The sequence below is a fragment of the Bacillus sp. FG16 genome (assembly GCF_057809515.1).
In genome coordinates this window covers 1-7068 of sequence record NZ_JBMDKC010000166.1, presented here as the reverse complement: position 1 = coordinate 7068, position 7068 = coordinate 1, and the positions used below count along the sequence as shown (strand labels likewise).

Sequence of the window (7068 nt, the reverse complement as noted above, 5' to 3'; positions counted from 1 at the left end):
CCGGCATACAGGAAGTCAGGGAATCGTAAGACTTCCTGGTGTGCGGATAACTGTAAGATTGGGAAGCGAATCAAACAATTAGGCGAAACCTTACTGGAAGGGAGAAATGAGACGATGGCGGAACAACTGGCTGAAGAAAGAAATTGGGATACATTATGCGAGAGAGCGGAGAAATTACGAGGTGAAAAACTATCTTGGGCAAAAATTGCAGACCGTTTGGGCGTGAGTGAAAGCACCTTGTATTATAACGTTGCAAAACGACGAGAGAAAAAAGAGAACGCTAGGAAACGTATAGGCGTATCTAAGCTATTCACCACAAAAGAAAAGGCTCAGGGAACAAACAACGAAAACGGAAAAAGTGTGATGACTACTCCTGTACTTTTGAAAGAAAAAGAACAACTCTTACAAACCCTACAGACAGAACAAGAAGCGAGAAAAGGAATCGAAGCGGAATACGAACGTATCAAGAAACAGTTACAAGAACGGGAAGAAGCATATACGATTTTACTGAATGAAAGTAACCAGTTAAGCGAAAAGAAATGGGAACTGGAAGCTGAGTTACGTAAAGTACACATCAGAATCAGCGCAGTAGAAGAAACAGCAGAAATGGAACGGAAACATCGCTTGGAATTACAAGCAAGAGCGCAAGCATTAGGAATCGCATTAAAAGCAGTATTGTAGGTGAGAGACATGAAGCTCACCAGAGAAGAACGCATACAACTTACTTATCAGATTGGCGATATCATCGAACAGAAATGTAGACGGTGTTATTACAATCGTTCAGATGATGCGAGTTTCAGTATCAGCATTTGTGCGAATTGCCCGACTGGTCAGGAGTTACGCCAATTGGGTAGGTATTTTGATACGGAGCCGAGACAGCGCGCAGGGAAACCTGGAAATATTCCGGATGGATTGACGCCAGCCCGTGTAAGGGAACTCAATGACCAGGGGATTCCAGATAAAGAGATTAGTATCATGTTTGAGCGGAGTCCGTCTTACGTGAGTAAATTGAAAAATAAATGGAGAAAGCAAGGAGTATGGGAAGGGCCAAATCGGGCACCGAAGAAATCGAAGAAACGGAAAAGAGGAAGTGGAAATGGCGAAAGTGATTGAAGATGTGAGAGCGATGTCAGATGAGGAGTTTATAAGTAAGTATGAAGATTTGGTACATCACTTTATCTGGAAGAGATATAAGGGCATGTTAGAAATAGTTAAAGCGAATACAGGTTTGGAGATGGAGGATTTAGTGCAGTACGGGATGATTGGTCTCATAAAAGCGAGAAGGGATTTTAATCATGAGCTCGGTTATCAGTTCTCTACGTACGCGATACCAAAAATTCATGGAGAAGTTGGAAAGTTTATTATGAATAGTCACAAGATAAAGGTGCCAAGAGACTTGTATGTACTAAGAGGGAAAATGATGAGGCAAGGACTGATGGGGGAAGATGGAGAGACGATTTGTAAACAACTGGATGTGGCTCTTCCAGAAGTGAAAGAGGCATTACAATATCAACCCAATACAAAGTCTCTACAGGATGTAATGTATATAACGGGGAGTGGTGGGAATGAAGAAATACTGTTAGAAGGCATGCTGGAAGATACACAAGTAATCGAAGAGACACAGAAAGTCGAGAATCACATGGTGCTTCAATCGTTTTACCAAACAATGCAGCAGCCAGAATTGATTGTGTGGGATATGCATGCGAAACATAAAACGCAGCAAGAAATTGGGAATAGAGTCGGGAGATGTCAGGTACAAGTAAGTCGGATATTGAAACGAATTCAGAAAAGAGCGAATGAGTTTGGGAAAGAGCAGGGATTAGCGAAATGAATATGATTGGGTGAATCGTTCGGTGGTTATTTTAAATTAGGTACCTTTGTAAAAAATAAAGGATAAATGAAGATCGTTTCATTCAAAAATTGTATAGAAAAGGGGAAATGAGAAATGACGCAAATGCAAACATTTTCACATAATATGTTCGGTAATTTAGAGGTCTTCATTCGGGATGGGAAAGAGTATTTTCCGGCAACAGATGTGGCGAAAGTACTTGGATACTCAGATCCACATAAAGCCGTGAAGCAACATACAAAAGAGGATGGGTGGGCGATTTGCCCAGTCATCGATTCACTAGGAAGAGCACAAGAGAAGAAATTCATTAATGAAGGGAATTTATATAGATTAATCGTGAAATCCAAACTCCCACAAGCAGAACAATTTGAAAAATGGGTATTTGAAGAAGTACTCCCAAGCATTCGAAAACACGGAGCTTACATGACACCGCCTACGATAAACGCCTTACTACAAGATCCAGATTTATTAATAGGTCTCGCGTCGCAACTCAAACACGAGCAACAGGCAAGGCAAGTGGCGGAGCAAAAGAATCTCATGTTAACACAACAAGTCGCAGAGAACGCATCTAAGATTACCTACCTCGATCAAATTCTTCAGTCAAAAGATACGGTAACTGTTTCACAAATTGCAGCTGATTATGGGTTATCAGCAGTACGATTAAATAAAATCTTAAAGGATGAAAAAGTACAGTACAAAGTAAACAATCAATGGCTCCTGTATGCGAAACATCAAAATAAAGGATATACAAAATCACAAACAATTGATGTCACGCATTCAGACGGGAGTAAATCTGTAAAGATGAATACACGCTGGACACAAAAAGGAAGATTGTTTATCCATGACATGTTGACGAAGCGAGGTATTATTCCGGAAATGGATAAGGAGGCAGTTTAAAGTTTGAGTTAGAAAAAATGGCTTCATAAAATAGGGTGAATTCGCATTTGAAATTTTTTAGAATGTCATAGGTATCGGGTGAGTAATAATGTGTTGAAAAGAAGAATAGGACGTTTAAATCAAGAATAGGGATTGTAACAAAAAAAGAGGAACCCTTTTGTAAGAGTTCCGCAGGTAGCTGACAAATTAATAAGAAAAACATCATAATGTATGTGTAGTATAGCAGATTGGATAGGACAAAGTATAGAAAGGTTAGAGTGAATAGAAGGAAGGCATAACAAAGCAGTTAGCAAAAGCTAACTGCTCAGTTGATGAAAGGATATCCAAATAAGCCTAGTCTCAGTTTCCGGAATGCAGGCTATTGAGTAGCCTATGGATATTATGAGTTAGTTTCTTATTTTTTATACAAAAAAAATAAAACGAGCACTTGTGCCAGAGTGCCCGTTCTTGAAGCCTAAAGTTGATTCATTCTTGTTATGTGTGTGAGTCATGAACAAATAATGATTCGACAAGTAAGGATTCAAGATAATATATGTAATTTTGAGGGAATTGTGACTCGAAAAACAAAAGAAATGGGATGAATGCTACAACAGAGTTGAAACTAATAATAGTAAGAAACTGTACTGGTGTTATAGAATGGTGAAAAGTCAGCGAGGTGTGCAGTATGAATGGCAAGGAAAAGCGTATTCGCATTTTAGATATACAGGACCAGCATTGTCAACCGTGTGAATTTCAAATGAAGCCATTGCAAGAATGTATGCAGCATTGTGAAGTAGGATTGGAATTAAAGGAATTAGCAAGGGGATTATTCGAAGAGAATAAGGGGCGAAAACCTAAAGAAGAATGGGATGAGATTTGTAGACAAGCTGCCAAGTTATATGAGCAGGGATTTGGGACAACCATGATAACAAAGACGCTCGGTTGCCCAAGTAGTACTTTGCGTGAGCAATTAAAAAAACGAGGAATGTGGAAAGGAAAAACGCAGGCGGAGATACAAGAACAAAGTCGGAAGAAATGGGATGACTGGTGTCAACAAGCGCTGAAGCTAAGAGGGCAGGGATATAGTTATCCGAAAATAGCGGACCATCTTGGTGTGCCGGCATCAAATTTACGTAATGAAATGAGTAAGAGGGGATGCCGTAGGTAGTGGATAATGAGAAAAAACAGGTAGTAAAAAACTAGCTGTTTTTTCGTGTGACATCTATATATTTTAAAGTTGTTGCTGGACTGCTATGGCCAAAGAAATGTTGTAATAGTGCGATATCTATCCCAGATTTGTATGCGTAATATCCCCAAGTTTTTTGAAGTGTATGTGAACTGATACCGTCTATTCCAACTGCTTTTGCGGTTTTGTTCAAAACATGCCAAGCATGTTGCCTTGAAATGGGGCGTCGCCCTTTTTGAGACTTTAATAATGGTTCATCAGGTGTTTGAACGTTACGTTTTTTTATATAGTGTTTAATCGCATAATGCAGTATTTCGTTTACAGCAAACCATTTATGTATTTTTTCTTTTTCATTATAAAATAGAATGGAATTACGAATCTTTCCGTTTGTATCAAGCACATCCCGAACTTGTAATTGTAAGATTTCACTGACTTTTAAACAGGAATGCAGAGTGAATAGAAATAGTAGGTTATCACGTTTAGAAGATTGTGAAAGTATATGTTGGATTGTTTCAATTTGCTGTTCATCTAGTATTGCTTGTTTAACTTTTTTCATTGTAAGCATTCTCCTTTATAGAACTAGGGAAAGCGGCAATTGTATGTATCTCAAAAGAAAATATAGATCGATAAATTATGTAAATGTGAAAGGAATCTTTTGTTAAATCTCATTAAAAGTATAAACATTAGGAGGATTTTTATTCAGGAGGGGTATCCATGAATCAATTATCTTTTTTTACCTATATCGATGAGAAAGAAATCCGTCCTTTTGTGATAGAAGAATTGAAGAAGTATAAGGTGTTACGCGTTCGTTTCCAGAATCAGCAAGAACGGATGGAGGTAGGTGCAGATATCTTATTTCCGGAATTGCGAAAGATAGATGTCCATGAATTGAAGTACAGGCAATTACATCGTGCATTTGAACATGCCTTAGATCGAGAAGAACAACAGATACTAGAAATGAAATATATGAGTGCGACAGAGTTAAACGATGATTATATTTATACGGTATTAGGAATGAAGCGCGGTAAGTTTTATCGGAAACGAAAGTCAGGGATTTTGAATTTCGCAACTGCATTAGAGATGATATAAAAATTTATGGAACTTTTGGGGTACTGTTTGGGGCACTAAATCGGGTACCTTTTTTATGTGGAATCGGAGGTACGATATTTCTACAGTTATTGTTTAAAAACAGTGTACTGTGGGGATAGCGTATCCACCATCATGTGAAGTGATGTGAGTGGGCCCCATTATCAAAACGTTACCGAAGAACGGGCATGGGCGGTAGGAACCCGCGACAGGACGAAAAAATCAAGGGAAATGATATATAAGACCACGGTTCTAGATGGTATCGTGGTCTTGTTTATTTATAGCAAGCAGTGATAATATCTGTTGGAACACAATATCAATAGGGAGAGGATGGTGATCGTATGGAAAAAATATTTGCCACACATGTGAGCTTGGTAAATGGGAAAACGCATATCTTACATATGAAGTTGGAGAGTTTTTTAGACAAAGTGGTTGCTCCAGATGGAAGTTTTAGGGAAGGACTAATACACTTGGATGACATTGTAATAAACCCAGAACATATTGTTTCTGTGCAGCAAGTCACTTCTGTACGAACGCGTAGGGCGAGTCGAACTATATAGGGAATGTGGAGAAGGCACCTATAGCGGGTGTTTTTTCTATTTTATGAGGAGGATTCACAAAATGGCTAATAACAAATTAATTATTGAAGTAACTGCTGATACAACTGAAGCATTAGAAGGGATTAAGGAAGTAACAGAAGTTGCAAATGAATGTGCGGAATCGTTAGAGAAGTTAGAAAAGGTTATGAATAGGCTTACGAATAAGAAGAAACAAGAAGATATAAAATTTGTCCTGACATTAGGTGAGAAAGTAGTGGTTAAATCTATTGTTGAGCATACAGCGGATTCAATTCAAGGTCGCGTAATTAAAGGGAGTGAGATAAATGAAACTAGATAAACAAGAACAAGCTGTTGCAATCGGTACATTCATTTCAATGCTAGGACAAGACCATGTAAATGAACGCATTGATAAACAGAAATTAGAAAAGGTACTTCCTATCTTTAATGAAATGCAAGATAATACAACACCAAAGCAAAAGAGAGAAGCAATGCTTAGTTTGCTTGGTAAAGTGGTAGATGAATTTTTAAAACAATAGCCATAAAAAAAGGAAAAGCAACTCGCTTGGGGAGCGAATTACTTTTCCTGATGGCAATGTTAACTCTATTATAACAAGTTGTATTTATTTGTAAATATATAATCGGAATATTCTTTCAAAAGAAGTGAGATAGATGCAAGTCTACTGTTCTAATTGTCATGAACATTACGATATGCAACTACAAGTAACATAGATTTTGTTGTACTTGAGTAACCGAATGGCTATTTTTTAAAATTGAAGGGTGAGAATAATGAATAAAAAGGATTTAATAATCAAACTAATTGAGGATTGTCGGATAACGATGAATGAGGCGAGGGTGCTACAAGATTTGGAGCCTGTTCCAGATGCACGATACGACCGTTTGTATACGAAAATAAACGAATAACAGGGGGAATAAAGATGTTGTGGGTATTAGGGTATCTCATTATAGGTATGGTGTATGCATCGATTCAAATGCGACCCATTTTGCATAAGATGTTGAAAGAACAGGAGGGTGATGAGAAAGGAGAAGCAATCGTGATGGCCGTTGTACTTATTCTCATATGTTTGTTTGCTCCATTATGGCCAGCATTGTTGACATTCAGAGTGATAAAGCTATGTAGTAAGGGCAGTGGTACAAGTGCCAAGTAAACCGATGAAGCCATGCGCTTCACCAATGTGTACAGTGTTAACGAAGGACAAGTACTGCAGTAAACATCAAGACAAGGTACAGGATAGCGCCAGACACTATGACAAATACATACGGAATAAAAGCTCACGTGCCTTCTATAACTCAAGACTGTGGAAGGATATGCGTGAGCTTATGTATCGTAGAGATCATGGTTTATGTGTGCAATGCAGAAACAATGACATCATTAAGATAGGGGATGTAGTCGATCACATCATACCTATTCGAGTAGATTGGTCCAAACGATTAGAATCGACTAATTTACAGACGCTTTGCCATGCTTGCCATAACAAGAAAACAAAAGAAGA

The 7068-nt window shown here is 38.3% G+C and carries 12 protein-coding genes; 11 read left to right on the top strand and 1 reads right to left on the bottom strand.

Translation table 11 applies throughout. The features are described from left to right. From ACODS7_RS30475 to ACODS7_RS30455, 5 genes are all read left to right on the top strand, one after another. The coding region (locus ACODS7_RS30475) for a zinc-finger domain-containing protein (RefSeq protein ID WP_488828363.1) at window positions 1-681 on the top strand (681 nt) is incomplete at its 5' end. Between the two features lie 9 nt (window positions 682-690). Further along, entirely contained in the window at window positions 691-1113 is a 423-nt protein-coding gene (locus ACODS7_RS30470; RefSeq protein ID WP_242316752.1) for a hypothetical protein, read from the top strand. Continuing rightward, the gene (locus tag ACODS7_RS30465) at window positions 1097-1831 is read left to right on the top strand and encodes a sigma-70 family RNA polymerase sigma factor (RefSeq protein ID WP_242316751.1); all 735 of its coding nucleotides are present in this window, start codon (window positions 1097-1099) and stop codon (window positions 1829-1831) included. Before ACODS7_RS30470 ends, ACODS7_RS30465 begins: the two co-directional genes overlap by 17 nt. Window positions 1832-1945: 114 nt before the next feature. Then, window positions 1946-2746 (top strand): phage antirepressor KilAC domain-containing protein, encoded by an 801-nt coding sequence (locus tag ACODS7_RS30460; RefSeq protein ID WP_242316750.1) that lies wholly within the window; start codon window positions 1946-1948, stop codon window positions 2744-2746. 664 nt (window positions 2747-3410) lie between these two features. After that, entirely contained in the window at window positions 3411-3893 is a 483-nt protein-coding gene (locus tag ACODS7_RS30455) for a hypothetical protein (protein WP_242316749.1), read from the top strand. Window positions 3894-3924: 31 nt separating this feature from the next. Here the strand turns inward: ACODS7_RS30455 and ACODS7_RS30450 are convergent, their stop codons facing one another. Further along, window positions 3925-4467 carry a tyrosine-type recombinase/integrase gene (locus tag ACODS7_RS30450; RefSeq protein ID WP_242316748.1) on the bottom strand — a complete coding sequence of 181 codons (543 nt, stop codon included), beginning with the start codon at window positions 4465-4467 and terminating at the stop codon, window positions 3925-3927. Between the two features lie 158 nt (window positions 4468-4625). Between ACODS7_RS30450 and ACODS7_RS30445 the strand changes: the two genes are divergently transcribed. The 6 genes from ACODS7_RS30445 to ACODS7_RS30420 all read left to right on the top strand — a co-directional run. After that, on the top strand, window positions 4626-5000 hold the full coding sequence (locus ACODS7_RS30445) for an ArpU family phage packaging/lysis transcriptional regulator (protein WP_242316747.1): 375 nt from the start codon (window positions 4626-4628) through the stop codon (window positions 4998-5000). Between the two features lie 618 nt (window positions 5001-5618). After that, window positions 5619-5894, top strand: coding sequence for a hypothetical protein (locus tag ACODS7_RS30440; RefSeq protein WP_242316745.1), 276 nt, complete (start codon window positions 5619-5621; stop codon window positions 5892-5894). Then, window positions 5881-6093, top strand: coding sequence for a hypothetical protein (locus ACODS7_RS30435; RefSeq protein ID WP_242316744.1), 213 nt, complete (start codon window positions 5881-5883; stop codon window positions 6091-6093). Before ACODS7_RS30440 ends, ACODS7_RS30435 begins: the two co-directional genes overlap by 14 nt. 250 nt (window positions 6094-6343) lie before the next feature. Continuing rightward, window positions 6344-6478, top strand: coding sequence for a hypothetical protein (locus ACODS7_RS30430; RefSeq protein WP_255850156.1), 135 nt, complete (start codon window positions 6344-6346; stop codon window positions 6476-6478). A 14-nt stretch (window positions 6479-6492) separates the two neighbouring features. Beyond that, complete coding sequence (locus ACODS7_RS30425) at window positions 6493-6723, top strand: hypothetical protein (RefSeq protein ID WP_242316743.1); 231 nt, start codon at window positions 6493-6495, stop codon at window positions 6721-6723. After that, on the top strand, window positions 6713-7068 hold a 356-nt coding region (locus tag ACODS7_RS30420; protein ID WP_488828358.1), incomplete at its 3' end, for an HNH endonuclease. The genes ACODS7_RS30425 and ACODS7_RS30420, both read left to right, overlap by 11 nt.

Coding starts and splice junctions, on each gene's coding strand:
- ACODS7_RS30465 (WP_242316751.1), top strand. CDS start 1,097: ATGGCGAAAGTGATTGAAGATGTGAGAGCGATGTCAGATGAGGAGTTT.
- ACODS7_RS30425 (WP_242316743.1), top strand. CDS start 6,493: ATGTTGTGGGTATTAGGGTATCTCATTATAGGTATGGTGTATGCATCG.
- ACODS7_RS30460 (WP_242316750.1), top strand. CDS start 1,946: ATGACGCAAATGCAAACATTTTCACATAATATGTTCGGTAATTTAGAG.
- ACODS7_RS30435 (WP_242316744.1), top strand. CDS start 5,881: ATGAAACTAGATAAACAAGAACAAGCTGTTGCAATCGGTACATTCATT.
- ACODS7_RS30445 (WP_242316747.1), top strand. CDS start 4,626: ATGAATCAATTATCTTTTTTTACCTATATCGATGAGAAAGAAATCCGT.
- ACODS7_RS30455 (WP_242316749.1), top strand. CDS start 3,411: ATGAATGGCAAGGAAAAGCGTATTCGCATTTTAGATATACAGGACCAG.
- ACODS7_RS30440 (WP_242316745.1), top strand. CDS start 5,619: ATGGCTAATAACAAATTAATTATTGAAGTAACTGCTGATACAACTGAA.
- ACODS7_RS30430 (WP_255850156.1), top strand. CDS start 6,344: ATGAATAAAAAGGATTTAATAATCAAACTAATTGAGGATTGTCGGATA.
- ACODS7_RS30450 (WP_242316748.1), bottom strand. CDS start 4,467: ATGAAAAAAGTTAAACAAGCAATACTAGATGAACAGCAAATTGAAACA.
- ACODS7_RS30470 (WP_242316752.1), top strand. CDS start 691: ATGAAGCTCACCAGAGAAGAACGCATACAACTTACTTATCAGATTGGC.